General features: G+C 73.1%; 25 protein-coding genes. 6 read left to right on the top strand and 19 right to left on the bottom strand.

The features are described 5' to 3' along the window. Positions 1-47: 47 nt before the first annotated feature. From H1D33_RS22270 to paaA, 11 genes are all read right to left on the bottom strand, one after another. Entirely contained in the window at positions 48-761 is a 714-nt protein-coding gene (locus H1D33_RS22270; RefSeq protein WP_181571310.1) for a demethylmenaquinone methyltransferase, read from the bottom strand. Positions 762-852: 91 nt separating this feature from the next. Beyond that, a complete protein-coding gene (locus tag H1D33_RS22275; RefSeq protein ID WP_181571309.1) occupies positions 853-2,106 on the bottom strand; it encodes a COG1361 family protein in 1,254 nt (417 codons plus the stop codon). Between the two features lie 201 nt (positions 2,107-2,307). Then, positions 2,308-3,480, bottom strand: a complete 1,173-nt coding sequence (locus H1D33_RS22280; protein ID WP_181571308.1) for a hypothetical protein — start codon at positions 3,478-3,480, stop codon at positions 2,308-2,310. Between the two features lie 280 nt (positions 3,481-3,760). Continuing rightward, complete coding sequence (gene mqnC, locus H1D33_RS22285; protein ID WP_091062863.1) at positions 3,761-4,951, bottom strand: cyclic dehypoxanthinyl futalosine synthase; 1,191 nt, start codon at positions 4,949-4,951, stop codon at positions 3,761-3,763. A gap of 77 nt (positions 4,952-5,028) precedes the next feature. Then, on the bottom strand, positions 5,029-5,439 hold the full coding sequence (locus H1D33_RS22290; protein WP_181571307.1) for a PIN domain-containing protein: 411 nt from the start codon (positions 5,437-5,439) through the stop codon (positions 5,029-5,031). Further along, positions 5,436-5,714, bottom strand: coding sequence for a type II toxin-antitoxin system Phd/YefM family antitoxin (locus H1D33_RS22295; protein ID WP_181571306.1), 279 nt, complete (start codon positions 5,712-5,714; stop codon positions 5,436-5,438). Before H1D33_RS22295 ends, H1D33_RS22290 begins: the two co-directional genes overlap by 4 nt. 32 nt (positions 5,715-5,746) lie before the next feature. Beyond that, entirely contained in the window at positions 5,747-6,874 is a 1,128-nt protein-coding gene (gene paaE, locus H1D33_RS22300) for a 1,2-phenylacetyl-CoA epoxidase subunit PaaE (protein ID WP_181571305.1), read from the bottom strand. Further along, positions 6,871-7,347 carry a 1,2-phenylacetyl-CoA epoxidase subunit PaaD gene (gene paaD, locus H1D33_RS22305; RefSeq protein ID WP_307755238.1) on the bottom strand — a complete coding sequence of 159 codons (477 nt, stop codon included), beginning with the start codon at positions 7,345-7,347 and terminating at the stop codon, positions 6,871-6,873. Before paaD ends, paaE begins: the two co-directional genes overlap by 4 nt. Positions 7,348-7,352: 5 nt before the next feature. Next, positions 7,353-8,078, bottom strand: coding sequence for a 1,2-phenylacetyl-CoA epoxidase subunit PaaC (paaC, locus tag H1D33_RS22310; protein WP_181571303.1), 726 nt, complete (start codon positions 8,076-8,078; stop codon positions 7,353-7,355). Continuing rightward, positions 8,075-8,362 (bottom strand): 1,2-phenylacetyl-CoA epoxidase subunit PaaB, encoded by a 288-nt coding sequence (gene paaB, locus H1D33_RS22315; protein ID WP_181571302.1) that lies wholly within the window; start codon positions 8,360-8,362, stop codon positions 8,075-8,077. Before paaB ends, paaC begins: the two co-directional genes overlap by 4 nt. Then, entirely contained in the window at positions 8,359-9,426 is a 1,068-nt protein-coding gene (gene paaA / locus H1D33_RS22320; protein ID WP_181571301.1) for a 1,2-phenylacetyl-CoA epoxidase subunit PaaA, read from the bottom strand. Before paaA ends, paaB begins: the two co-directional genes overlap by 4 nt. A gap of 371 nt (positions 9,427-9,797) precedes the next feature. Here paaA and H1D33_RS22325 point away from each other — a divergent pair, with 371 nt between their 5' ends. Next, positions 9,798-10,790, top strand: coding sequence for a hypothetical protein (locus tag H1D33_RS22325; RefSeq protein ID WP_181571300.1), 993 nt, complete (start codon positions 9,798-9,800; stop codon positions 10,788-10,790). Then, positions 10,790-11,719 (top strand): serine hydrolase, encoded by a 930-nt coding sequence (locus H1D33_RS22330; RefSeq protein WP_181571299.1) that lies wholly within the window; start codon positions 10,790-10,792, stop codon positions 11,717-11,719. The genes H1D33_RS22325 and H1D33_RS22330 overlap by 1 nt, the downstream gene beginning before the upstream one ends. Positions 11,720-11,735: 16 nt before the next feature. On the opposite strand, the gene H1D33_RS22335 is transcribed toward H1D33_RS22330, so the two are convergent. From H1D33_RS22335 to H1D33_RS22345, 3 genes are all read right to left on the bottom strand, one after another. Continuing rightward, positions 11,736-12,587: a menaquinone biosynthetic enzyme MqnA/MqnD family protein gene (locus H1D33_RS22335; protein ID WP_181571298.1), complete on the bottom strand. Its 852-nt coding sequence runs from the start codon at positions 12,585-12,587 to the stop codon at positions 11,736-11,738. Between the two features lie 122 nt (positions 12,588-12,709). Further along, positions 12,710-13,957, bottom strand: coding sequence for an MFS transporter (locus tag H1D33_RS22340; RefSeq protein ID WP_181571297.1), 1,248 nt, complete (start codon positions 13,955-13,957; stop codon positions 12,710-12,712). A gap of 45 nt (positions 13,958-14,002) precedes the next feature. Further along, positions 14,003-14,584 (bottom strand): ArsR/SmtB family transcription factor, encoded by a 582-nt coding sequence (locus H1D33_RS22345; RefSeq protein WP_181571296.1) that lies wholly within the window; start codon positions 14,582-14,584, stop codon positions 14,003-14,005. Positions 14,585-14,791: 207 nt separating this feature from the next. Between H1D33_RS22345 and H1D33_RS22350 the strand changes: the two genes are divergently transcribed. Continuing rightward, positions 14,792-16,864 carry a HelD family protein gene (locus tag H1D33_RS22350; RefSeq protein ID WP_181571295.1) on the top strand — a complete coding sequence of 691 codons (2,073 nt, stop codon included), beginning with the start codon at positions 14,792-14,794 and terminating at the stop codon, positions 16,862-16,864. 11 nt (positions 16,865-16,875) lie between these two features. Here the strand turns inward: H1D33_RS22350 and H1D33_RS22355 are convergent, their stop codons facing one another. Genes H1D33_RS22355 through H1D33_RS22370 form a run of 4 tightly spaced genes read right to left on the bottom strand, consistent with a single transcriptional unit; the run spans position 16,876 to position 19,099 of the window. Continuing rightward, positions 16,876-17,475 (bottom strand): hypothetical protein, encoded by a 600-nt coding sequence (locus H1D33_RS22355; RefSeq protein WP_181571294.1) that lies wholly within the window; start codon positions 17,473-17,475, stop codon positions 16,876-16,878. Between the two features lie 4 nt (positions 17,476-17,479). Next, positions 17,480-17,833, bottom strand: a complete 354-nt coding sequence (locus H1D33_RS22360; protein WP_091062885.1) for a YbaB/EbfC family nucleoid-associated protein — start codon at positions 17,831-17,833, stop codon at positions 17,480-17,482. A 9-nt stretch (positions 17,834-17,842) separates the two neighbouring features. Beyond that, on the bottom strand, positions 17,843-18,769 hold the full coding sequence (locus H1D33_RS22365; RefSeq protein ID WP_181571293.1) for a WXG100 family type VII secretion target: 927 nt from the start codon (positions 18,767-18,769) through the stop codon (positions 17,843-17,845). Positions 18,770-18,778: 9 nt separating this feature from the next. After that, positions 18,779-19,099, bottom strand: coding sequence for a type VII secretion target (locus tag H1D33_RS22370; protein WP_181571292.1), 321 nt, complete (start codon positions 19,097-19,099; stop codon positions 18,779-18,781). 149 nt (positions 19,100-19,248) lie between these two features. Here H1D33_RS22370 and H1D33_RS22375 point away from each other — a divergent pair, with 149 nt between their 5' ends. The 3 genes from H1D33_RS22375 (at position 19,249) to H1D33_RS22385 (ending at position 21,736) form a co-directional block, all read left to right on the top strand. Continuing rightward, positions 19,249-20,136, top strand: coding sequence for an ABC transporter ATP-binding protein (locus H1D33_RS22375; RefSeq protein WP_181571291.1), 888 nt, complete (start codon positions 19,249-19,251; stop codon positions 20,134-20,136). 9 nt (positions 20,137-20,145) lie between these two features. Continuing rightward, a complete protein-coding gene (locus H1D33_RS22380) occupies positions 20,146-20,883 on the top strand; it encodes an ABC transporter permease (protein WP_181571290.1) in 738 nt (245 codons plus the stop codon). 94 nt (positions 20,884-20,977) lie between these two features. Further along, positions 20,978-21,736 carry a VOC family protein gene (locus H1D33_RS22385; RefSeq protein ID WP_181571289.1) on the top strand — a complete coding sequence of 253 codons (759 nt, stop codon included), beginning with the start codon at positions 20,978-20,980 and terminating at the stop codon, positions 21,734-21,736. Positions 21,737-21,799: 63 nt separating this feature from the next. Here the strand turns inward: H1D33_RS22385 and H1D33_RS22390 are convergent, their stop codons facing one another. Further along, the gene (locus H1D33_RS22390; protein ID WP_181571288.1) at positions 21,800-22,576 is read right to left on the bottom strand and encodes an ABC transporter ATP-binding protein; all 777 of its coding nucleotides are present in this window, start codon (positions 22,574-22,576) and stop codon (positions 21,800-21,802) included. Positions 22,577-22,684: the final 108 nt, after the last annotated feature.

Here is a 22,684-nt window from a genome sequence, read left to right on the forward strand (position 1 = left end):
CGAACCAGCCCGAAGTCCGACATTCACGAAATGGCGCGAAGCGGCGATCAGTTCCGGACCGCGCGGTGCAGCGCGACCACGCCGCCGGTCAGGTTGCGCCACCCCACCCGGCCCCAGCCGGCCGCGCCGACCCGGGCGGCCAGCGCCGCCTGATCCGGCCACGCCCGGATCGACTCGGCGAGGTAGACGTAGGCGTCCGGGTTGCTCGACACCGCCCGCGCCACCGCCGGCAGCGACCGCATCAGGTACGACAGGTAGACCGTCCGGAACGCCGGGTTGACCGGGGTGCTGAACTCGCACACCACCAGCCGCCCGCCCGGCCGGGTGACCCGGGCCAGCTCGCGCAGGGCCGCGTCGGTGTCGTTCACGTTGCGCAGCGCGAAGGAGATGGTCACCGCGTCGAAGCTGGCGTCGGCGAACGGCAGCCGCAACGCGTCCCCGGCCAGCAGCGGCACCGCCGGACGGGTGCGCTTGCCGGCGTGCAGCATGCCCAGCGACAGGTCGGCGCCGACCGCGTACGCGCCGGAGTGGGCCAGTTCCTCGGTGGAGACGCCGGTGCCGGCGCCGACGTCGAGCACCCGCTCGCCGGGACGCAGCCCGAGCGCCGCCCGGGTGGCCCGCCGCCAGGACCGGTCCTGCCCGAAGGAGAGCACGGTGTTGGTCAGGTCGTAACGGGCCGCCACGCCGTCGAACATGGCGGCGACCTCGTGCGGCTGCTTCTCCAGGCTGGCGCGCCCGCCCTGCGGGGAACGACTGTTCACCCCTCCACTCTGCCAGCAACCCACCCCGGGTACGGCGCGGGGGCGAGGTGGTCGCCCACCTCGCCCCCCGGCCGTGTCCGGTGCGACCGGCTCAGTCCTCGGTGCGCTCGTCGCTCGGCGCGACCAGGACCACCTTGCGGCGCCGGGACAGCATCAGCAGCGCCGCGCCGGCGGCGAGCACGACCGCGCCGATGCCGCCGATCAGGCCCACCTGCATGCCGGTCACCGGCAGGCCGCCGTCGCCGGAGCCACCGCCGCTGCCACCGCCCGCGGTCGGGGTCGGCACCGCGGTCGCGCTGCCGCTCGGGGTCGGCTCGGCCGTCGGCGTGGCGGTCGGGGTGGGCGTCGGGTTCGGGGTCGGCTCCGCGCTCGGGTCGACGAAGACGTCGAACTGGGCGGTGTTGTCGCCGTCGTCGACCTCGGAGAAGGTACGACGCTGGGCCGAGCTGGCGACGCGCGGTGCCTCCTCGGGCTCACCGGCGGCGCGCTCCAGGCCCTCGGCCCAGACGAAGCCGGGACGGAGCAGCTTCTCGGTCACGTCCGCGCCGACCTTCACCCGCACCGGGGCGGCGTAGTACTGGCCGGGCTTGAGCACCACGCCCCGGTCCACGCAGTACGCCTGCGCGGTGCCGCCCAGCTCCTGCGCCTCGCAGCCCTCGGGCAGCTCGGCGAAGGTGACGCCGGCCGGCAGCGTGATCCCGTACGCGACGCCGGTGGCCTTCTTGCTGCCGTCGTTGAAGACGGCCCAGTCCAGCGGCGCGGTCTCGCCCGGCCGCACCGGACGGAGGTTCACCTCGCCGGTCTCGTCGCCGTCGACCTGCACGTCGGCGTGGACGTCCTGCACCCAGGTGGTGAGGTCGTAGCCGGGCGCGGTGACGGTGACGTCGTGGTCGACGGTGTCCAGGATCCCGTCGCCGTTGGCCGCGCTGATGGAGACCGTGAGCGTGCCGGCCGCGCCCCTGCCCCCGGTGGAGAAGAGCGGGATGCCGAAGTCCTCGGTGGTGCCGGCGGCCAGGTCGCCGAGCAGGCAGGAGAAGGCGGTGCCGGAGACCTTGCAGCCGTCCGGGACGAGCACCCCCACCTTGCCGGACTTGAGGCCCTTCGTCTCCACGGTGACGCGGACGTCCTTGGCGTCGACCGTGCCGGTGGCGTTGTTCACCTGGAACTTGAACGGCTTGGCCTTGGCCTCGTCGACGCCCTTGGCGAGCTGGTAGCTGAGCGGGATGAGCTGGAGGTCGGCGTCGCCGGCGGCGTACGCCGGGCCGCCGACCGCGCCGAGGCCGGCGGTGGAGAGCAGGGCCACCACGCCGGCACGCGCCAGTGTGGATCGGTAACGGAAGGTCATGGTTCCCCCGGGGGTAGGGACGTGCCGATCAGGCACGGAACGAACGGACGGTACCGGAGCGACGCGGCGCGGCGCCAGCGCTGCGCCGATGGAAATCCCATCTACCTCGACGAACAGCAGGGGCGGGATGGTCACCCATCCCGCCCCTGCCGCGGTGCATTATGTGAACGGCCCTCATGGGCCGATGGAGGACGACAGGCGTCAGACGGCCGACTTCTCGTCGCCCGGGGTCACCAGGACCACGCGACGACGGCGGGCGGCCATGAACAGCGCGCCACCGGCGGCCAGCACGGCGACGCCGACGCCGCCGAGCAGGCCGGCCTGCGGGCCGGTGACCGGCAGGCCACCGTCGTCGTCACCCTCGCCGCCACCGGAACCGCCGGCGGCGGCGGCGACCACGACAGCGTACGCGTCGGTGTTGTCGGTGGCGTCGACCTCGACGGGCGCGGCGGCCTCGGCGTTCGCCGGGAGGGCGCTGCGGCCGGCGGCGCGGGCGGTGAGCGACTGGGTGCCCAGCGCCTCGACGGTGACCTTGCCGCCGCTCAGGCTGCCGGCCTTGACGTCCTTGCCGACGGTGAGCAGGTGGTAGGCGCGGAGACCGGCGATCGGCTCGTCACCCGGCTTGTCCTTCGACTCCGGGATCAGGTCCAGGCTCGCGTAGGTGCAGACCCGGGAGGACTTGGCGGCGTCGTCCACGCAGCCCTCCTCGGCCTCGGCGAACGTGACGCCCTTGGGCAGCTTGACCGAGATCTTCAGGCCGGCCGCGGTGGCGTCGCCCTGGTTCCAGGTGCTGTAGATGAGCTGGGCGGTCTCACCGGCGTGCAGGTCACCCACCACGGAGATCTTGTTGCCCTCGACCTTGACGGCCTTGTCCACGTCGGACGCGACCACGGTCAGGTCCGGGCCGGTGCCCTCGACGTTGACCTTGACGGTCACCTCGTTGTTGGACTCGTCCGGGTCCGGGCCGTCGTGCAGGATGATGGCGCTGATCTCGCCGGCGTCGCCGACCCCGGCGCCCTTGCGCTTCAGCGGGAAACCCCAGTCGACGTCCGCGCCGGCCTTCAGGGTGTCGCCCTGGATGCCGCAGAGGATGATGCCGTCCTCGCGCTTGTTGCAGCCGGACTCGTCAATGTCCACCTTGCTGGTGTCGAGCTTGCTGATGTCCAGGCCGACCAGGATGCCCTTGGCGTCCACCTTGCTCTTGTTGAGCAGGGAGACGCTCGCGGTCTTGCCCGGCGCGCCCACGGCGATCGTGGTGCCGGTGGCCTCGATGGCCAGGTCGGCCGAGGCCGGCTCGGCCATCGCCGGCGCGGCGAAGAGGCCGGCGGCGAGGACGCCGGTGGCACCGGCGAGCACGCGACTACGGATAAGCATGGAAGTGGATCCCCCCGTGGGGTGCAGGAAAGGGTACGGGCGGGGACATTAGCGGTCTGCGATCTTCCCCGCCATCCCGCTCGACGGACGTTCACGACCTGCACACCTAAGGATCGCTTAATGGCGGTCCGAATTGATCGCTCTTGCTCCCCTGCGCCCCGACCGGCGGCCGGACGACCAGCCTGCCGGAAGCACCCTTTCGCTCAGCAACCATCGGCCGTTCGACCGAACGCCGACGCGCGCCGGCCGTCACCGACCGTGCGGGCACCCACGCGAGCGGTCAGTTCACCTCGACCAACGGCAGCGACCGGCCGGCGCCGCCGCCCGGCAGGGCGATCGACGAGAAGTGCGAGACCACCCGGTCGTCGCTCGGGTCGTCGGCGGGCGTGTGGTGCACCGCGAGCCGGTGGTAGAGCGTGTCCCGCTGGGCCGGGATCCGGTCCGCCGAGCGGATCATGCCGATCAGCTCGTGCAGGTTGGACCGGTGCCGGGCGCCGGCCGAGGAGATGACGTTCTCCTCCAGCATGATCGAGCCGAGGTCGTCCACGCCCATGTGCAGGGCGAGCTGCCCGACGTCCTTGCCCGTGGTCAGCCAGGACGCCTGCAGGTGCGGCACCGTCTCGAAGAAGAGCCGGGCCACCGCGATCAGGCGCAGGTATTCCAGCGCGGTGGCCTGGGTGCGGCCCTTCAGGTGGTTGTTCTCCGGCTGGTAGGTCCACGGGATGAAGGCCCGGAAGCCGCCGGTGCGGTCCTGCACGTCCCGGATCATCCGCAGGTGCTCGATCCGCTCCGCGTTGGTCTCGCCGGTGCCCATCATCATGGTCGCGGTCGACTCCAGGCCCTGCCGGTGCGCCAACTCCATCACCTCGAGCCAGCGCGCGCCGGACTCCTTCAGCGGTGCGATGGCCTTGCGCGGCCGGTCCGGCAGCATCTCGGCCCCGGCGCCGGCGATCGAGTCCAGGCCGGCGGCCTTGATCCGGGCGATGGCCTCGTCGAGGCTCACGCCGGAGACCTTCGCCATGTGCAGGATCTCGCTCGGGCCGATCGAGTGGATGGCGAGCTGCGGGTAGGCCTGCTTGACCGAGGAGAACAGCTCCTCGTAGTAGTCGACGCCGTAGTCCGGGTGGTGCCCGCCCTGGAGCATCACCTGGGTGGCGCCCAGCTCGACCGCCTCGCCGCAACGGCGCAGGATCTCCTCGGTCGGGTGGGTCCAGCCCTCGGCGTGCTTGGGGGCCCGGTAGAACGCGCAGAACTTGCACGCCGTCACGCAGACGTTCGTGTAGTTGATGTTGCGGTCGATCAGGTACGTAACGATGTTGTCCGGGTAGCGGCGCCGCCGGACCGCGTCGGCCGCCTCGCCCAACGCGTGGAAGGGCGCCTCGGTGTAGAGCAGCAGGGCCTCCTCGGGCGTGATCCGCCCGCCGTCCGCGCCACGCTGCAGGATGTCGTCGATCTCCCGGCTCACCGTCACGTCCCCGAGCCTACGTCGCGCCCTCGACGGCGGACACGCCCCTCCTCGGCCAGGTGACGAGAACCCCAGTCGCCGGGTCAGGCCATCCCGGGGCTCGCCACCGGCAACCCCACCGCCTTGGCCGCCTCCAGCAGCCGCCGGTCGTAGGTCAGGAAGGCCACGAACTCGGTGGCCGCCTGGCGGGCCAGGATCTCCGCGGTGGCGAGGTGGATCGCGTCGAGACTGCGCAGCATCGGCTCCGGATAGGCGCCCGCAGTTGCCCGGACCGCGGCGTCGATCTCCACCCGGTAGAGGCGGCCCAACACCGACGGGACACCGACCAGCGCCTGCGGCGCAGCGCGGCGCAGCGCTCGCGGCACCTCCACCTCGACCAGGACCGACGAGACCAGGGCCGTGCCGGCACGGTCGTTCAACCAGCCAAGCAGTTCTGGGGTCTCCTCCTCCCGCCGGAGCATCTTGATGACCGCCGCCGAGTCGAGGTAGATCACCAGCGCTCCTCGTCACGCGCCTCGACCAGGGCCGCCGCGACGTCCACCGTGGGATCGCCGAGCACCGGCGGCATCGGCACCGGCCCGGCCGCGGTCGGTGCCGTCGCCCGGCCTTCGGCCACCAGTCGTCCGAGCAGGGCGTCGCCGGCCAGCACCGGGACGAGACGGGCGATCGGCTCCCCCCGGTCGGTCACCTCGACCGTCTCGCCCGCGCGCACCCGGGCCAACACCCGGCTGGTGTGTTGGTTCAGCTCCCGAACAGCGATCCGCTCCATGCGACCAAGTGTAGAACGTCGCGTTCTACATGTCACGCGTCGTAGTCGACCGTCAGCCTGTCGGTGATCGGGCTGGACTGGCAGGTCAGCACGTATCCGGCGGCCACCTCGTCCGGCTCCAGCGCGTAGTTGCGGGCCATCGTCACCTCGCCCTCCACCACCCGGGCCCGGCAGGTCGAGCAGACCCCGCCCTTGCAGGCGTACGGCAGCTCGCTCCGCACCCGCAGCGCCGCGTCCAGCACCCGCTCGTCCCGGCCCATGGTGAAACTCGACGAACGCCCGTCCAGCACGAGCGTCACCTCGGTGCCGGACCCGTCACCGGTCCGCTCGACCGGGCGGCGCGCCGGCTCCGCCGCGGAGTCCACGTGGAACAGTTCGGTGTGCACCGCCTTGTCGGGCAGACCGCGCGCGGCCAGCACCGCCTTGGCGTCCTCCACCATGCCGTACGGGCCGCAGAGGAACCACTCCTCGATCTCGTCGCCCGGCACCACGGTGTCGAGCAGCCGGGTCAGCCGGTCCGCGTCGATCCGCCCGGAGAGCAGCGGTGACTCGCCCATCTCGCGGGAGAGCACGTGCACCAGGTGCAGCCGGGTCGGATAGCGGTCCTTCAGGTCGGCCAACTCCTCGGCGAACATCACCGTGTTCGCCGTGCGGTTGCCGTACACCAGGGTGAACGTGCTGGCCGGCTCGACGGCCAGCGCGGTCGCGGCCAGGCCGAGCACCGGCGTGATGCCGGAGCCGGCGACCACCGCGCCGTACCGGCGGACCCGGTCCGGGGCGAACGCGGACGTGAAGTGCCCCAGCGGCGGCAGCACCTCGACGGTGTCGCCGCCACGCAGCGCGCCGCAGGCGTACGCGGAGAACGCGCCGCCCGGAACCTCGCGCACCCCGATCCGCAACCGGCCGTGCCGGGCCAGCTCGTCAGGCGTGGAGCTGATCGAGTACGAGCGCCGCGCCTCGTCGGCCTCCGGGTCGTCCGCGACCGCCGGACGGCGGACCGTGAGGTGCTGCCCGGCCCGGAACGCGAACGTCTCCCGCAACTCCTCGGGCACCGCGAAGGTGATCGACACCGAGTCGTCGGTGAGCCGGTCGACGGCGGCGACGGGCAGCGGGTGGAAGACCGGCCGGCGGCGCACCGGACGGGTGATGGTGACAGTCACAGCGCCTTCAGGTGGTCGAAGGGTTCGGAGCAGGAACGGCAGCGCCACAGCGCCTTGCAGGCGGTGGAGCCGAACCGGCTGACCTGCGTGGTCTCCGGCGACCCGCAGCGCGGGCAGCGGACCGCCAGGGTCAGCGGGACCACCGTGTCGTCGCCGCGCGGGACGGGCGGCGCGATGCCGGCGGCGGCCAGCTTGGCCCGGCCCGTGTCGGAGATCCAGTCGGTGCTCCAGGCCGGGTGGTAGACCGTGCGGACCTCGGCGTCCGGGTGCCCGGCGGCGGCGAGCGCGCGGCGGATGTCCGCGCGGATCACGTCCATCGCCGGGCAGCCGGTGTAGGTGGGGGTGATGGTCACGACCACCCGGCCGGTGTCCGGCTCCCGCTCGACCTCGCGCAGGATGCCCAGCTCGTCGATGGTGATCACCCGGAGCTCCGGGTCCACCACCGCCGCTACGGCCGTCCTCGGGTCGGTCACCGTGGTCACCATCTCGCCCCCGGGTGGGCACGGTGCAGCACCTGCATCTCGGCCAGCAGGTAGGAGAGGTGCTCGGTGTGCACGCCGTCCCGGCCGCCGCCCGGCGCCCAGCTCGTCTCCGGGCGGGTCAGCGTCGCCTCGTCCAGCACCGCGGCCACGGTGGCGTCGACGTCGGCCCGCAGGGTGGCCGGGTCGACGGGCGCCCCCGGGGCCGGGACGAACAGCTCGTGGACGTACGGCCAGACCTGGTCGACCGCGTCCTGCGCGCGGCGGTGCGACTCGTCGGTGCCGTCGCCGAGGCGCTTCATCCAGAGCGAGGCGTGGTCCAGGTGGTACGCCGACTCCTTGCGCGCCTTCGCGCCGATGGCGGCCAGCCGCTCATCGGCGCAGCCGGCCAGCGCGGTGTAGAGCGGCAGTTGCCAGGCGGCCAGGAAGAACAGCTTCGCCACGGTCACCGCGAAGTCGCCGTTGGGCAGCTCGACCAGCAGGCAGTTGCGGAACTCCCGGTCGCCGCGCAGGTAGGCCAGCGCGTCCTCGTCCCGGCCCGCGCCCTCCAGCTCACCCGCGTACGTGAGCAGGAGCCGGGCTGCGCCGAGCTGGTCGAGGGCGATGTTGGCCAGCGCGATGTCCTCCTCCATCTCCGGCGCGCGGGTGGTCCACTCGCCGAGCCGCTGCGCCGCGATCAGCGCGTCGTCGCCGAGGCCGAGCGTGAAGTCGAAGACCGTCGTCACAGGTGCGACACCCCGTCCGGGACCTCGTAGAACGTCGGGTGGCGGTAGACCTTGTCGGCCGCCGGGTCGAAGAAGGCGTCCTTCTCGTCCGGGCTGGACGCGGTGATCGCGCTCGCCGGCACCACCCAGATGGAGACGCCCTCCTGGCGACGGGTGTAGAGGTCGCGCGCGTTGCGCAGCGCCAGCTCGGCGTCGGGCGCGTGCAGGCTGCCGACGTGGGTGTGCGACAGGCCGCGCCGGGCCCGCACGAAGACCTCCCACAGGGGTGAGGACTGACTACTCATGCCGCCACCGCTTCCTTCTGCTCCGCCCGCTTGGCGGCGTACGCCGTAGCGGCCTCCCGTACCCATGCGCCGTCGGCGTGGGCCCGCTGCCGGTGCGCCATCCGCTCCCGGTTGCACGGCCCGTTGCCCTTGATCACCCGCATCAGCTCGTCGTAGTCGGGCTGGGTGTAGTCGTACGCCTGACGCTCCTCGTTGAAGCGCAGGTCCGGGTCGGGGATGGTCAGGCCGAGCACCTCCGCCTGGCCGACGCACATGTCGACGAACCGCTGGCGCAGCTCGTCGTTGGAGAAGCGCTTGATCTTCCAGGCCATCGACTGCGCGCTGTGTGTGGAGTCGCCGTCCGGCGGGCCGAACATGGCCAGCGACGGATACCACCAGCGGTTGACCGCGTCCTGGGCCATCGCCTTCTGCGCCTCGGTGCCGTGGGCCAGCGTGTGCAGGATCTCGTAGCCCTGGCGCTGGTGGAACGACTCCTCCTTGCAGACCCGGATCATCGCCCGCGCGTACGGGCCGTAGGAGCAGCGGCACAGCGGCACCTGGTTGACGATCGCCGCGCCGTCCACCAGCCAGCCGATCGCGCCCACGTCGGCCCAGGTCAGGGTCGGGTAGTTGAAGATCGAGCTGTACTTCTGCCGGCCGTTCAGCAGCAGCTCGACCAGCTCGTCGCGGCTGATGCCGAGCGTCTCGGCCGCCGCGTAGAGGTAGAGCCCGTGACCGGCCTCGTCCTGCACCTTGGCCAGCAGGATGGCCTTGCGCTTGAGGGAGGGCGCCCGGCTGATCCAGTTGCCCTCCGGCTGCATGCCGATGATCTCGGAGTGGGCGTGCTGGGCGATCTGCCGGATCAGCGTCTTCCGGTACGCCTCCGGCATCCAGTCCCGGGGTTCGATCTTCTGGTCGGCGTCGATCACGTCGGCGAAGTAGGCCTCGGCGTCCTCGTCCGGCGCCGGACCGCCCCGCCGGGCCCGCGCCGCCGCCTCGCGCAGCGCCGCCTCCGCGGCTTCCACCTCGCCGAGCAGGCCGCCGCCCGGAGCGTCCTCGGGCGGGGCGAAGTCATTGCCATACATGAAGCCAGTGTTACAGCTCGCGCCGGATGACACCAGAGGGTGTAACAGGATTCCGGTACGACCTTCGGTGATCGGGCCAACGCTCACCGTGGTCGCCTCTGACCTGGGCAAACGCGTGTGACGTCGACCACTTGCCGGCCAGAAAACCTCCCAAGGCCCGCATATCCGCTCAATATCCCGCCCACCCGGCGAGTCGCCGGGTGTCGGGATCTGGCGGTTGGCCGGTCCGGAAGTAGACTTCCCCCGGCACACCGATCGGCTGCCGTTGATCGCCACCGCTCAGGCCACCGTCCCCCGGCCTTGTGGCGATCGGGCCGAACACATGCGCAAGCGCCGGTCCCCCCGGCCAGACATCTGGAGTTCACCCACTCATGCGACCTCGCGTGACCATGGTGCTCGCCGTCGTGGCGGTCCTCGTCGGCGGCGGCTTGCTGGTGCCCGCCGCGTACGCGAAGCTCTCCGGCGGAGACGGCCTGAGCACCCTCGGCGGCGTCGGTGCCGGCGCCGAGCAGGTGCCGGCGCCCAGCCCCACCGCGCCGCCACCCCCGACGCTCGCCGACGCCCCGGTCTCGGTGAACTTCAAGGGCCAGTTCTTCTCCTGGGCCCTGATGGACCGGAAGACCGGCGCCGTCACCGGCGCGAAGAACATGAGCCAGACCAGCTCCACCGAGTCGATGCTCAAGACCTGGATCGTCTCGGACTACCTGCGCCAGCTCGGCGACGAGGAGCCGACCGCCGCGTTGAAGAAGGCGGCGAGCGTGGCCATCCGGGACAGCAACGACGACGGCGCCAACCGGGTCTACCGCGAGGCTGGCGGGTCCTACAAGCCGCTCCCGGGCAACAAGCTGAACCCGGTGCTCCAGCGCGCCGTCAAGATCTGCGGCCTCACCGACACGAAGGCCGGCACCGTGCCCGCGTACCTGGGCTGGTGGAGCTTCACCCAGATGTCCCCCCGGGACGCGGTCCGGCTCGGCGACTGCATCGCCGACGGCAAGGCCGCCGGGCCGAAGTGGACGAAGTGGGTCCTCGACGAGATGGCCAACGTCCGGGGCAGCATCAAGAGCCAGCAGGCGAAGTCCGGCGGCGGCAAGTGGGGCATCGTCGACGGCCTGCCCGCCTCGATCAGGTCCCAGGGCCCGGTGAGCATCAAGAACGGCTGGACCCAACTCGTGTACGACGGCAACTGGCACGTCAACTGCCTCGCCGTCACCGACAAGTGGAGCCTCGCGGTGATGATGCGCTACCCCGGCAGCGCCGGCCTGTCCTACGGGTCGAAGGTCTGCGCCAGCGTCGCCACGCAGCTCGTCACCCCGCAGCCCGGCGCCGCCCTCAAGGTGCCGCAGCAGCCGGTCGGGAAGCTCTGATGGCCGGCGCCCGGCGTCGGCCCGGCAGCCATCACCGCCCGCTGGCGTTCACCGCCGTGGCCGTGGCCCTGGTCGGACTGCTGATCCTCTCGCTGCGGCTGGTCCCCGGATCGCCCTCGCAGCACACCGCCGCGTCCCGCCCCGAGGCGACCGGTGAGCGGTCCACCGCGAAGCCCACCGGCCGCGACGCCCGACCGGCGCCGGCCCGCTCGCTGGAGCCGCTGCCGTTCGAGGCCAAGGATCTCGACGACCTCGACCTCAAGGGCTGGTACGCCTGGTCCGTGCTGGACAAGCGCACCGGGAAGATCATCGGCTCGAAGAACATGGCCGAGACCAGCACCACCGCGTCCCTGATCAAGTCCTGGGTGGTGGCCGACTACCTGCGGCGCAGCGCCGAGGACGGCAAGACGCCGAGCGACGCGAAGCTCGCCGACGCCACCCGGATCATCCGCGACAGCGACAACACCCGGGCCCAGGAGTTCTACGAGAGCGTGGGCAGCGCCGCCTCGATCAAGCGACTGATCTCGATCTGCAAGCTGACCGACAGCAAGGTCGCCGCCGACGGCGGCTGGAGCCGCACGCTGCTGTCCCCCCGTGACACCGCCCGGCTCGGCGTCTGCATCGACGACGGGCGGGCCGCCGGGCCGAAGTGGACGAAGTGGCTGCTCAACGAGATGCGGCTGGTCCGCGGCGACGGCGACTTCGGCATCCGCAAGGCGTTCCCGGCCGCCCAGCAGAAGAAGATCGCCATCAAGAACGGCTGGATCGACCGGCAGAAGGAACAGGAATACCACGTCAACTGCCTGGCCATCGGCGACACCTGGACGATGGGCGTGATGGTCAAGAGCCCGTTCAGCGTCGGCGGGTGGGACTACGGCATGAAGGCCTGCGAGCAGATCACCGAGGCGCTGCTGCGCGAGCCGACCTGATCCCCGGCCGGCGCGCTCAGCCCTGGAAGAACTCCGGTCCGCCCGACGGCAACGCGGGCACCTCGCCGTAGGCGGCGGCCCGGCGGGCGAACTCGCGCAGCCCGGCCACCTGCCGCTCGCCCAGCGAGAAGTCGAGCGTGCGGAAGTAGGTCGCCAGGGTGGCCGCGTCGAACGGCTCCCAGCGGGCCGCCGCCTCGGCCACCTGGTCCAGCTCGGCCAGGCACAGGTCACGCGAGCGCAGGAACGCCTCGTGCACCTCCTTGACCAGGCCCGGGTGGGCGGCGGCGAAGTCGCGACGGACCGCCCAGACCGCGAACACCATCGGCAGCCCGGTCCACTCGTGCCAGGCCTGCCCGAGGTCGGTCACCGCGAGGCCCTTGCCGGGCGCCTCGTAGAGCGCACGCAGCGCCACGTCGCCGATCAGCACCCCCGCCTCGGCCTCCAGCAGCATCTGGGTCAGGTCCGGCGGGCAGCGGAAGTATTCCGGCCGCACCCCGTACCGCTCGGCGAGCAGCACCTGGGCGAGCAGCACTCCGGTGCGCGAGGTGGAGCCCAGCGCCACCCGGGCGCCGTCCAGCTCGGCCAGCGGCCGGGTGGAGACCATGTTGACCGAGAGCACCGGGCCGTCGCTGCCGACCGCCAGGTCCGGCAGGAGCAGCAGCTCGTCGGCGTGCTTCAGGAACTCCACGAGCGTGATCGGGCCGATGTCGAGGTCGCCGCGGACCAGGTCGGCGCTCAGCTTGTCCGGCGAGTCCTTGTGCAGGTCGACGTCGAGCAGCGCGCCGGACCGCATCAGCCCCCAGTAGATGGGCAGGCAGTTGAGGAACTGGATGTGCCCCACCCGGGGGCGGGCGATGCGGTCGGCCATGACCCGACCGTATCCCCGCGGGTGGCTCCCCGCCCCGCCGGGAGCCCCGGAGTGGTCCACCCCGCACCCCGGTGAAAGGCGGGGCCCCTTCTTAACGCCTCCGGTAGAGGAGGGGCCCCTTCTTAACCGGCCACTCCCACCGGGGGCGGCGCGGCGGCGGGGACGGCGGCGCGCTCGGCGCGTACCGCGCGGCGGACCGGCCAGGCGAGCGCCACCACGACCAGCAGGCCGGCCACCCCGCAGCCGGCGACCAGCGGCCGGGGCTCGGCCACCTCCATCAGCAGGCCGCCGACCAGGTAGCCGGCCATCCCGCCGCCCTGCACCGCCGCGCCGAAGACCGCGAACGCGCGACCCCGGGCCAGTTCCGGCACCCGCCTGGCCAGCAGCAGGTTGCCGAACACGTTCTCGCCGCCGTTGGCCACGCCCCCCAGCAACCAGATCGGCACCAGGATCCACGCCGACGGCACCGCCGCCGACGCGAGCACCGCCAGGCAGCAGCCGCCGAGCAGGACCAGCCCGGCGCCGAGCAGCGCGCCGTCGTCCGCGAGCCGGCGGGCGACCCGGGCGAACAGCCAGGCGCCGAGCACGATGCCGAGCGTCCAGGAGCCGGTGACCAGGCCGTAGACGGTGGTGGAGCTGTCCAGGGTCTCCCGGATGAAGAAGACCTCGATCACGTTGATCGCCCCGACCGCGCCGACCACCGCGGCCACGCTGCCGACGAGGACCACCAGCAGCGGGTCGCGCCGCAGCCGCCAGGCCGGCGTGGTCGACGTGGTGCCGGCCGCCGCCGTGGCGCGGCCACCCCGTCGGGTACGGATGAGCAGCGCGGCCACGACCAGCGCGAGGTAGCTGACCGCGTCGACGAGCAGCGGCACCCGGGTGCCGAACTGCCCGACGAGCAGCCCGGCGAGCGCGGGGCCGGCGAGCGCGCCCAGAGTCCCGGCGGTCTGGTTGAGCGCGCCGGCCCGGGGCAGGTCCTCGGCCCGGACCATCACCGGCACCAGCGCGGCGAGCACCGGCTGGGTGACGGCCAGCCCGGTCGCCAGCAGCGCCACCAGCGCGACGACCAGGGCCGGAGCCGTCGCGTACGCCAGCGCCACGCAGATCGCGGCCTGGACCAGGCCGGCGGCGACCAGCAGGACCCGGCTGTCCACCCGGTCGGCGAGTCGACCGGTCAGCGGGGCGAGCGCGACGAGCGGCAGCGTCGCGGCGAGCAGCAGCACGGAGACGGCGAGGCCGCCCGCGCCGGCGGACTGGAGCGCGAGCGTCAACGCGGTGGCCGCGAGGAAGTCACCGCAGCTGGAGACGCCCCGGGCGGTGGCGGCGATCCACACGTCCGACCAGCGCGATGAACCAGTTGTGAAGGACATACTTCGAAAATAATCCTTCACAACTGGCTGGCGCAACCCCACGGGTCAGTCGATGGGCATCGCCCGGTACTGCACCGCCACCTTCCGGGCGCCCGCCGGCGGGTCGGTCCGGTTCCGCTGCCGGTACGGCGACGTCAGCGCCCGGACCGCCTCGTTCAGCTCGGCCAACTCCTCGGCGGTCAGCAGCAGCACGCTGTCGCTGAACCAGGTCGCCTCGTACCACTCGCGCGACTCGTCCGGCGCCCGGCGCATCCACTCCCGGACCCGCTGCGCGTCCCGCACCAGGTGGGCCTCCACCAGGGCCGCCTCGGCGGCGTGCGTCTCCGGGTCGGCGTCCCGCCCCACCTCGACGGAGTACGACGGGTTCACCGCCTCCCACACCCGCTCCCGCGCGTCACCCCGGCCGGCCGCCTCCCGCACCAGGCCGAACTTCGCCAACTCGCGCAGGTGGTAGCTGGTGGCGCTCGGCGAGAGACCGGCGATCCGGGCGCACTCGGTGGCGGTCGCGCCGCCCTCCGCCGCGCTGAGATGTTCCATGATCGCCATACGGGCGGGATGGGCGAGCGCCCGCATCACCTGCGGGTCGCTGATGGTCACCCGGTGCTGTTCCGGACGCGCCTCGGTCATGCCCCCATGATCCCGCGCCGACGTGCGGCAGGCAGCGCCCCGGGTCACGACGTAAAGGGGGCGCGTCGGCGCGGAGCGGTTCCGTATAGTGGATGACCGCCCGACGGCCGCGGTGAGCATGCACCGCAGCGGACGTCCCCGCGCCGGGAGCAGGCCATCCGCCCCGGACACGCGAGCGAGCATCATGTTGAGCCCTGGGAGTTCACAGTGCCCGCAACAGAACTGGAAGACGCCACCGTCCTGGACGCCGAACTCGTCGCCGAGCGCGCCCATCTGGACACCTCCCGCGCCGCGCTGAGCCGGATGCGGGAACGCGCCGAGTCGCTCTTCGCCACCGGCGACAAGGTGGCCGGCGACGCGTACACCGCCGAACAGCTCGGCCGGCACATGGCCCGGCGGGTCAAGGAGCTGGCCGACGACCCGACCACCCCGCTCTTCTTCGGCCGGCTCGACTTCGGCGGGAACGCCGACAGCCCGCACTGCGGGGACGAGGACCCGGACCACGCCGGGCGCGACTACCACGTCGGGCGGCGGCACGTCACCGACGACCTGGGCGAGCCGCTGGTGCTGGACTGGCGCGCACCGGTCTCCCGCTCGTTCTACCGCGCCAGTGCCCGCGACCCGCAGGGCGTCGCGGTGCGCCGCCGGTTCGGGTTCAGCGCCGGCGTGCTCACCAGCTTCGAGGACGAGCACCTCGACCGGGGCGAGGAACTCGGCACCGCCAGCCGGATCCTCACCGCCGAGATCGAGCGCCCCCGCGTCGGCCCGATGCGGGACATCGTCGCCACCATCCAGCCCGAGCAGGACGAGCTGGTCCGGGCCGACCTGGCCGACTCGATCTGCGTCCAGGGCGCCCCGGGCACCGGCAAGACGGCGGTCGGGCTGCACCGCGCCGCGTACCTGCTCTACCTGCACCGGGAGCGGCTGCGCCGGTCCGGGGTGCTGATCGTCGGGCCGAACCGCGCGTTCCTGTCGTACATCGCGGCGGTGCTGCCCGCGCTCGGCGAGGTCGAGGTGGCGCAGGCGACCGTGGAGGACCTGGTCGCCCGGGTGCCGCTCCGCGCGGTCGACGAGCCGGCCGCCGCCGCGCTCAAGCACGACGTCCGGATGGCCGAGGTGCTGCGCCGCGCCGTCGACGCCCACATCGGTACGCCCACCGAGCCGATCATGGTCTCGGACGGCTCGTTCCGCTGGCGGATCGGCCTCGACCCGCTGCACCGGGTGGTCGCCGAGACCCGCGCGGAGGGCCTGCCGTACGCCACCGGCCGGGAGCGCGTCCGCGCCCGGGTGGTGGGGCTGCTGCAACGCCAGGCCGAGGCCCGCCGCGCCGAGTCGCCGTCCGACGCCTGGCTGCGCCGGATGAGCCGGATCAAGCCCGTCGCCGACCTGCTCGACGCGGTGTGGCCCGCGCTCACCCCGGACGGCCTGGTGCACCGCCTGCGCACCGACGCCGACGCGCTCGCCAGCGCCGCCGACGGGCTGCTCACCGCCGAGGAGCAGGAGCTGTTCCGCGCCGGCAGGGTCGGGCGCACCCCGAAGGCGACCCGCTGGACCGCCGCGGACGCCGTGCTCATCGACGAGGCCGCCGGGCTGCTGGAACGGCCCGGCGGCTTCGGTCACGTGGTGGTCGACGAGGCGCAGGACCTGTCCCCCATGCAGTGCCGGGCCATCGCCCGCCGCAGCGAACACGGCTCGATCACGCTCCTCGGCGACCTGGCCCAGGGCACCGCGCCCTGGGCGGCGACCGACTGGCGCGAGTCGCTCAGGCACCTGGGCAAGCCGGACGCGGCGGTGGTGCCGCTGAGCGTCGGTTTCCGGGTGCCGGCCGTCGTGGTGGCGTTCGCGAACCGGCTGCTGCCCGCGCTCGCCGTCGACGTACCCGCGGCCCGGTCGCTGCGCCACGACGGGGCGCTCGACGTGCGTACCGCCGAGGACCTGACGGCCGCGACGGTGGCCGAGGTGCGGGCGGCGCTGGCCCACGACGGCTCGGTCGGGGTGATCGCGGCCGACGACGCGGTGGACCGGCTCCGCGCGGCGCTCGCCGACGCGGGCGTGGCCACCGCGACCGTCGACGACGTCGAGGCCGCGGCGCGCGTCACCGTGGTGCCGGCGACGCTGGTCAAGGGCCTGGAGTACGACCACGTGGTGGTCGTCGAGCCGGCCGCGATCGTGGCTGCCGAGCCGCGTGGCCTGCACCGCCTGTACGTGGTGCTGACCCGCGCGGTCTCCCGGCTGGCGGTGCTGCACCGCGAGCCGCTGCCCGGGCCGCTGGTCGCCTGACCGGCCGCGGCTCAGGCCGTGAGCGCGGTGGCGACGGCGCGCAGCGGCGCGCCCGACTCGGCGATCGGCACGGTGAAGGCGAGCCACGAGCCGTCGGTGAACGTGAGGCGGAGGCGCTTCGGGTTGAGCCGATGCCAGCCGACCCGCGCGGACGCCACCTCGGCACGCGCGACGGCCCAGACCACCTCGGTCTCGGCGAGCGCCCGCTCCTCGGCGTCGCGCCCACCCAGCAGCTTCACGCCGCCGGTGCGACAGACCAGCAACCGCCGGTCGGTGACCGCGAGCAGGGTCTCCCGCACCTGGACGTCCGGCCCGGACGCACTGACCGCCCGGTGCAGCCGGGACGCGGCCGAGCCGGGCGCGCCGCGACCGGCGATCCCCCAGCCGACCAGGTCGACGAGACGGTCGCCCCGCTCCCAGGTGGCCAGCGGCAGCAGCACGTTCAGCAGCACCGAGCCGACGGTCCGCCGGCCCGGCCCGGCGGTCGGCGCCGGCTCGGGCGGCGGTGGCGGGGTGAGACCGCCGCCGACGTCGGCCTTGGCCTGGGCCAGCACCCGCTCACCCGGCTCGACGAGCCGGCCGATCGCCTCGCGGTATCTGGTCTCGTCCATCGGCTCAGTATCGGTCGTGGCCGTAGCCGTCGTCGGCGCGGCGCTCCGCGGCCGGGGCGTTGCCCATCACCTCGCCGACGATCTCGCGCACCCGGGCGGCGGCGGCCTCCTGCGCCCGGTTCGCCGCGGCGGTGAACTCCTCCGCCAGGGTGTAGGAGTCGAACCGCATGGCCCGCGCGTTGATCTCGGTGGAGAGGATCTTGCCGTCGGCGGCGGCGACGACCGTGACCAGGCCGGAGTCGCTCGCGCCCTCGGCGCTGCTCTGCTCCAGCTCGGCCATCCGCGCGCCGAGCTCACGCTGCCACCCGTCCAGGTTGCGGGCCAGCGCCTCGATCCGGTCCAGGGCCGGGAACGTCATGGCTGCCTCTCAGTTCACGATCGAGTCGAACACGTTCTGCACACCCCTGGTGTAGGGGCCGAGATCCTCGCGGTAGGTGCCGTCGACCAGGTAGTTGCGGTCCTTGTGGCCGTCGGAGACGTCGTGCAGGCCGACGCCGGTGTCCAGCAGTGCCCCGCCGATGCCCGGGATGTTCACCGGGGACGCCTGGTTGATGGCGAACTTGCCGGGGAACAGGATCGCGGTCCGTTTCATCTTGAACGCGAACGCCTCCTTCGAGTAACCGGACTTGTTCCAGGCCTTGTACGCCTTCTTGGCCTTGCGCAGCTCCATCACCAGCTTGCGGTAGCGGGTGAGCAGCTCGGCGACCTTCTCCAGCTTGGTGACCAGCTTGGTGAGGATCTCCGCGAACCGCGCCACGATCTTGACCATGCGGCCGACCGTGGTGGCCAGCCGGGCCAGCACCCGCACCACGGTGGCCGCCAGGGTCACGCCGGCGCTGAGCGCGGCCGCCACCGCAGCGATGATCACCTCGGTGAGGAACCAGAGCAGGAACTCCAGGATCAGCTCGACCAGCAGGTTGAACGCGTCGACCGCCGCGTTCGCCGCGTCGACAAGCACCTCCTTGGTGCCGTCCAGCCCCTTGGCCAGCTCCTCGATCGCCTCCTCGACGGACTCCATCGAGGCGTGGAACTTCTCCGCCGCGTCCCCGTCCCACGCACCGCGCAGCCGGGCCCGGTCGGCGACCTGGTCACCGGCGATCTGCCGGACCGCCTCGCCGGTCGTCAGCGCCAGTTGGGCGGCCTGCATCAGGTCGTCCGGCTCACCCGCGACCAGTTCCAGCAACTGCTCGAACGGCCACAGCACCGCGTTGGAGAGCGGCTTGAACGGGTCGGGCGTGCCCGACACGATCTGCTCGAAGTAGGTCTTGTTGCGCTGGAGCGCCTCGGTGCTCATTCCGCCCCCTCAGACGCCCGGCGTGAACATGTCGGTGGTGGCCACGTCGGTGCCGGTGTAGGCGTCGGCGGTGTCCGTCATCCCCTCGGCGATGTCGGCCATCACCTCGGCACCCTCCTCCAGCCCCTGCAGACAGGCCTCGAACTGTTCCGCGTACGCGGCGGCCAGGCTGAACGACGCGGGCATCACGCCGAAGGAGTGTCGGGCCACGTGCCCGTCGCGGAACACCCGGTGCAGCTCACGGAACCGGGTGGCCCGGTCCCGGGAGGCGGCGGCGAACGCCGCCAACGCCTCCGGCTGGACGTCGAGATTCCTGCTCGGACTGGTCACGGACCCTCCCCAGTGTCCGGTCGGAAACTACCGCCGTCGTCGACGGCGTCCACAGACTAGGTGATGCACGCACCCCGACAGGGGGCGGTGCGACTGGCGACGGCACGGTAGACAGGGGAGGCACGCCCTTCCCGCCCGAGGAGCCCCGCATGATCCTGGCCCGCGCCGAACAGGTCAGCCGCCGCTACGGCGAGGTGCTGGCGCTGGACCGGGTCGACCTGACCGTCCGGGCCGGCGAGCTGGTCGGCCTGCTCGGCCCGAACGGCGCCGGCAAGAGCACGCTGATCAATCTGCTGGTCGGGTTGCGCCGGCCCACCGCCGGCCGGGTCGAGCTGCTGGGCGGCGACCCGCGTGACCCGGCGAGCCGGCGGCAGCTCGGGGTGACCCCGCAGGAGACCGGGCTGCCCGGCACGCTGCGTGTCGGCGAGGTGGTCGACTTCGTCTCCGCGCACTACCCCGACCCGGTGCCCCGGGGCGAGCTGCTCGACCGGTTCGGCCTCGCCGACCAGGTCCGCCGGCAGACCGGCGGCCTCTCCGGCGGGCAACGCCGCCGGCTCGCGGTCGCGCTGGCGTTCGTCGGCCGGCCCCGGCTGGTGCTGCTCGACGAACCCACCACCGGGCTCGACGTGGAGGCGCGGCACGTGCTGTGGGAGTCGATCCGCGGCTTCCACGCCGACGGCGGCACGGTGCTGCTGAGCAGCCACTACCTGGAGGAGGTGGAGGCGCTGGCCCAGCGGGTGGTGGTGATCGGCCACGGTCGGGTGCTCGCCGACGACTCGGTGGCGGCGATCCGCGGCATCGTCGGCGTGCGCCGGGTCAGCCTGGTCGCCGAGGACCTGCCGGCGCTGCCCGGGGTGGTCGCCACCGAACGCGCGGACGGGCGGGTGCACCTGCTCACCACCGACGCCGACCAGCTCGTCCGGGACCTGGTCACCGCCGGGGTGACGTTCCGCGACCTGGAGGTGCGCCCCACCTCGCTGGAGGAGGCGTTCCTCGCCATCACGGCCGACGACCGGCCCGCGCCCACCCCCGTCTAGGAGAACGCCGTGCCGCTCGCCCTCGTCCACGCCCGCTACCAGCTCCTGGAGATCGTCCGGATCCCCGTGGCGGTGGTCGGCAGCGCGTTCTTCCCCGCCGCGTCGATGCTCTTCTTCGTGGTGCCGTTCGCCGGTGACGACCCCACCGGGGCCACCTACGCCACCGCCGCCATGGTCACCTTCGCGACCATGAGCGCCAACATCTTCCAGTACGGCGTGGGCGTCGCCGAGGATCGCGACCAGCCCTGGAACCCGTACACCCGGACCCTGCCGGCCGGGCCGGCGCCCCGGCTGACCGGGCGGATCCTGGCCGGCCTGGTCCTGACGTACCTCTCGATGGTGCCGGTGGTGGTGATCGCCGCGGTGGCCACCGAGGCCCGGGTGACCGCGGCGCAGTTCCTGCTCGGGCTGGCCGCGGTCGCCGTGATCTCGGTGCCGTTCACCCTGCTCGGCCTGGCGATCGGCTATTCGCTGCCGAGCAAGGCGGCGATCGTGGTGGCGCAGGTGCTCTTCTTCCCGCTGGCGTTCGGCGGCGGCCTGCTCTCCGCGCCGGACGACGCGCCCGGCTTCGTCAAGGCCGTCGCGCCCTACCTGCCGACCCGGGGTGCCGTGGAGCTGATGTGGGCGGCGGTCGCCGACTGGGATCCCGACCCGAAGGCGCTGGTGATGCTGGTGGTCTGGGTGCTGGTGCTCGCCGGGGTCGCCGGCTGGGCCTACCGGCGGGACGAGGGACGCCGCTTCACCTGACCTTTTGTCCGGTTCCGGCCCGGTGGCCGACCCGGCGGTGCCACGATGCCGGCAGGGCGGGCCAGCGGGGCCGCTCCCGGCGAGAGGGGTCACCGTGAACGGCGTCGAGCCCGGCACACCCTGCTGGACCGACCTGGCCACCCCCGGCCTGGAGGACGCGAAACGGTTCTATCCGGAGCTGTTCGGCTGGACCGGGCGGGTCTCCACCGTGCCGGACGCCGGCGGCTACACCGTCTTCTACAAGGACGGCCGGGCCGTCGCCGGGGCGGGCCCGCCGGCCACCCCCGACCAGGTGCCGATCTGGTCGACCTACGTGGCGACCGACGACGCCGACCTGGTCGCCACCCGCGTGGAGGCGGCCGGCGGGCAGGTGCTGGTGTCGCCGTTCGACGTCAGCGGGCAGGGCCGGATGGCGGTGCTCGCCGACCCGGCCGGCGCGGTGTTCAGCGTGTGGCAGCCGATGGCGATGCGCGGCGCGGAACTGTTCAACGCGCCCGGCGCGATGTGCTGGAACGAGCTGGTCACCCCCGACCCGGACGGGGCCCGGGAGTTCTACGCGCTGGTCTTCGGCTGGCACGCCGAGGACCGGCCGGACGGGTCGATCCCCTACGTCGGGTGGCGCTGCGGGGCCCGTATCGTCGCCGGCATGCTGCCGCGGGCCGAGCCGCTGCCGACCGACCTGCCGGCGTACTGGACGGTCTACTTCGCGGTGGAGGACACCGACGCCACCGCGGCGCGGGCGGCCGAGCTGGGCGGGACCATCCTGGTGCCGCCCCGGGACAACCCGGCCGGGCGGTCCGCCGCGCTGCGCGACCCTCAGGGCGCGCTGTTCTCCGTATCCACCCTCCGCTGACGGTGTAAGGAGGGGCCCCCGCTTAACGCATTCGGTAGAGGCGGGGCCCCTTCCTAACACCTTCTAGCGGCGGCGGAGCGGGACCACGTGCGGGCCGTGCGGGCCGGGGATCACCCGGACGTGGGCGCGGTAGTGGCGGGCCAGCAGCTCCTCGGTGAGCACCTCGTCGGGCGGGCCGGCGGCGGCCACCCGGCCGTCGGCGAGCAGCACCAGGCGGTCGGCGTACTCGCCGGCGACGGAGAGGTCGTGCATGGTGGCGAGCACGGTCAGGTCGTGCTCGCGGCGGAGCTGGTCGACCAGTTCCAGCACCTCCTGCTGGTGCCCGATGTCCAGCGCGCTGGTCGGCTCGTCGAGCAGCAGCAGGGTGGCGCCCTGGGCCAACGCCCGGGCCAGGAACACCCGCTGCCGTTCCCCGCCGGAGAGGGTGGCCAGTTCGCGGCGGCCGAACCCGCCCAGGTCGAGTCGGTCCAGCACCTCGTGCACGGCGGCCACGTCGGCGGCGGACTCCCGACCCAGCGGCGGCATGTACGGGGTGCGCCCCAGCAGGACGTAGTCGAAGACGGCCATGCCGGCCGGCACCACCGGCGACTGCGCCACGGTGGCCACCACCCGGGCCCGGTCGCGGCGGCGGAGCGCGTGGATCGGCGTACCGAAGAGGGAGACGGCGTCCGGCGCGGGCAGCAGGCCGCCGACGGCGCGCAGCAGGGTCGACTTGCCGGCGCCGTTGGGGCCGATGACGGTGACCCACTCGCCCACCGCGACGGCCAGGTCCACCCCGGCCAGGACTGGCGTGCCACCCAGCTCCACCCGCAGGCCCCGCACCTCGACGGCGGCGCTCACGTTGCTCCTCCGGCGTGCGACTGCGGGGCTCGCAACCCCGGCTCACTCCTCGCGCTCACGCTGCTCCTCCGGCGTGCGACTGCGGGGCTCGCAACCCCGGCTCACTCC

The sequence above is a fragment of the Micromonospora ferruginea genome, from assembly GCF_013694245.2.
In the GTDB taxonomy this organism is placed as follows: Bacteria; Actinomycetota; Actinomycetes; order Mycobacteriales; family Micromonosporaceae; genus Micromonospora; species Micromonospora robiginosa.

What these genes read in the sequence shown, in the direction of transcription:
- H1D33_RS22275 (WP_181571309.1), bottom strand. Translation starts at nt 2,106, where the DNA reads ATGACCTTCCGTTACCGATCCACACTGGCGCGTGCCGGCGTGGTGGCC.
- H1D33_RS22335 (WP_181571298.1), bottom strand. Translation starts at nt 12,587, where the DNA reads ATGGCCGACCGCATCGCCCGCCCCCGGGTGGGGCACATCCAGTTCCTC.
- H1D33_RS22325 (WP_181571300.1), top strand. Translation starts at nt 9,798, where the DNA reads ATGCGACCTCGCGTGACCATGGTGCTCGCCGTCGTGGCGGTCCTCGTC.
- H1D33_RS22345 (WP_181571296.1), bottom strand. Translation starts at nt 14,584, where the DNA reads ATGACCGAGGCGCGTCCGGAACAGCACCGGGTGACCATCAGCGACCCG.
- H1D33_RS22340 (WP_181571297.1), bottom strand. Translation starts at nt 13,957, where the DNA reads ATGTCCTTCACAACTGGTTCATCGCGCTGGTCGGACGTGTGGATCGCC.
- H1D33_RS22365 (WP_181571293.1), bottom strand. Translation starts at nt 18,769, where the DNA reads ATGAGCACCGAGGCGCTCCAGCGCAACAAGACCTACTTCGAGCAGATC.
- H1D33_RS22280 (WP_181571308.1), bottom strand. Translation starts at nt 3,480, where the DNA reads ATGCTTATCCGTAGTCGCGTGCTCGCCGGTGCCACCGGCGTCCTCGCC.
- H1D33_RS22360 (WP_091062885.1), bottom strand. Translation starts at nt 17,833, where the DNA reads ATGACGTTCCCGGCCCTGGACCGGATCGAGGCGCTGGCCCGCAACCTG.
- paaB (WP_181571302.1), bottom strand. Translation starts at nt 8,362, where the DNA reads ATGAGTAGTCAGTCCTCACCCCTGTGGGAGGTCTTCGTGCGGGCCCGG.
- H1D33_RS22355 (WP_181571294.1), bottom strand. Translation starts at nt 17,475, where the DNA reads ATGGACGAGACCAGATACCGCGAGGCGATCGGCCGGCTCGTCGAGCCG.
- H1D33_RS22330 (WP_181571299.1), top strand. Translation starts at nt 10,790, where the DNA reads ATGGCCGGCGCCCGGCGTCGGCCCGGCAGCCATCACCGCCCGCTGGCG.
- H1D33_RS22295 (WP_181571306.1), bottom strand. Translation starts at nt 5,714, where the DNA reads ATGGAGCGGATCGCTGTTCGGGAGCTGAACCAACACACCAGCCGGGTG.
- paaA (WP_181571301.1), bottom strand. Translation starts at nt 9,426, where the DNA reads ATGTATGGCAATGACTTCGCCCCGCCCGAGGACGCTCCGGGCGGCGGC.
- H1D33_RS22375 (WP_181571291.1), top strand. Translation starts at nt 19,249, where the DNA reads ATGATCCTGGCCCGCGCCGAACAGGTCAGCCGCCGCTACGGCGAGGTG.